At 38.7% G+C, this 2,232-nt stretch carries 1 protein-coding gene; it reads left to right on the forward strand.

What is annotated here, in order from left to right; all coding sequences use genetic code 11:
- Positions 1-181: 181 nt before the first annotated feature.
- The coding region (locus tag DD829_RS10805; RefSeq protein ID WP_165814855.1) for an endonuclease at positions 182-2,232 on the forward strand (2,051 nt) is incomplete at its 3' end.

Below are 2,232 nucleotides of genomic sequence, written 5' to 3' on the forward strand. Positions count from 1 at the left end.
TTAAAGTTAGATGCTTCTTCATTGAAGTTTATTGTGAAATAAATTTTCCTTTAAGAAATAATAAAGCCTTCTCTCAATTGAAAGAAGGCTTTTATTTTGTATGAATCTTATTAAAAATTAACGATTCTGTAATTTTATATTTATAAATTTTATGGTAATATTACGATCTTAAAAATTTACCATGAAAAAACAACTATTAATGTGGGGATTTGCTTCAGTTTTGGCAAATGCTCAGGCTCCTGCGGGTTATTATAATTCTGCCAACGGACTTTCCGGAGCTTCTCTGAAAACAGCATTGAGTTCAATTATTACGAACGGTCATCAGGACAAAGGCTACAATGCGCTTTGGACGGGTTTTAAAATAACCGACATCGACAAAAATTATGAAAACGACGGTTCTATTTTAGACATTTATTCTGAAAATCCTACCGGCGCAGATCCTTACAATTTTATTCCTGTAACCAACCAATGCGGAACATATACAGAAGAAGGAAATTGCTATAACAGGGAGCATCTTATTCCTCAGAGCTTATTTAATTCTGCTTCGCCGATGTATTCCGACATCAATTTCATCAGAGCAACAGACGGAAAAGTAAATGCCATGAGGGCAGATTATCCTTTTGGAATCGTAGGAACAGCTACTTCCCTATCATCTAACGGTTCTAAACTTGGAAGTTCTGCTTCACCCGGATATTCAGGAATTGTTTTTGAACCTGTTAATGAATTTAAAGGTGATATCGCACGTATGATTTTTTATTTTGTAACCCGCTATCAGAGTAAGCTTGCCACATTTTCTTCCGGAGATATCTTAGGAAACTCTGCTTTTCCGGGATTGCAGACCTGGGAACTGAATGTTCTGCTGGCTTGGCACAATCAGGATCCTGTTTCTCAGGCTGAAATCAACCGGAATAATGCAGCATATGCTTATCAGGGAAACAGAAATCCTTTCATCGATAATCCGAATTATGTGAACCAGATCTGGGCTCCCGCAGATACACAGGCTCCGACAACCGTGACAGGGCTTAGTATTTCAGGAACTACTTCAAGCAGCATTTCGCTTTCATGGAATGCTTCAACCGATAATGTTGGGGTTACTTCTTATAACGTTTACATGAACGGAAATTTACAGGCAACTGTAAGCTCCACTTCTGCAACCATTTCCGGATTAAGCCCTTCTACCACTTATCCTTTTTATATTGTAGCCAAAGATGCAGCGGGAAATTCTTCTCCGAACAGCTCTACCGTTTCAGGAACCACCAATGCTCCAATTGATACACAGGCTCCTTCTACCGTTACCGGTCTTGCGGTTACGGGAACTTCGCCAAGCAGTATTTCGCTTTCATGGAATGCTTCGGCAGATAATGTTGGCGTTACTTCGTATGATGTCTACATGAACGGAAATTTAAAAACATCGGTAAGTGCAACTTCTGCGACCATTTCCGGATTAAATGCTTCCACAACCTATACATTTAATGTGATCGCTAAAGATGCTGCAGGAAATTCTTCAGCCAATAGTTCTACAGTTTCGGGAACTACGGATGCGGTTCCTCCTCCGACGAATTGCGTCTATGAAAATTTTGAAAATATTCCTGCAGGTACTACCGGATATTTAACAAGAACATGGACAAATAATGGTATTACATGGACTGCAACGGATGCAAGAACGGATCAGACGATTTCCAACAAAGCGATCACAATAAGAGATGGTGCCTTAACATCGAGCAGTTCAGTGAATGGAATCGGATCATTGACGGTAACTACCCAACTGAAATTTACAGGTTCTAATGGAACTTTCACCGTTAAAGTAAACGGAACGGCTGTAGGAACAATTCCTTACAATATCAGTGCAGCAACTTCTACAATCAGCAATATTAATATTTCGGGGAATGTGGTGGTAACTTTAGAAAATAATTCTACCACCAACAGAGTTGCCATTGATGATCTAAGCTGGACCTGTTATTCGGGAACGGCAAAGCAGGTTCAAAGTTTTTCTACTGAAAACATTTCAGATCAGAATACATTACAGGTTTCGCCAAACCCTGTTTCCAATAACGAAATTTTTGTGAAAGGTGAAACGCAGAATATTAAGAAAGCGGAGATCTATAATCTTCACGGAAAAGTAATGCAGACCATTGATCAGCCTTTTAAAAACAGTAAAAATTCTATTAAAATTAAAAATCTGGAGCAGGGAATTTATATTTTAAAGTTAGATGCTTCTTCATTGAAGTTTAT

This window comes from Chryseobacterium sp. HMWF035 (assembly GCF_003094695.1).
Lineage (GTDB): Bacteria > Bacteroidota > Bacteroidia > Flavobacteriales > Weeksellaceae > Chryseobacterium > Chryseobacterium gambrini.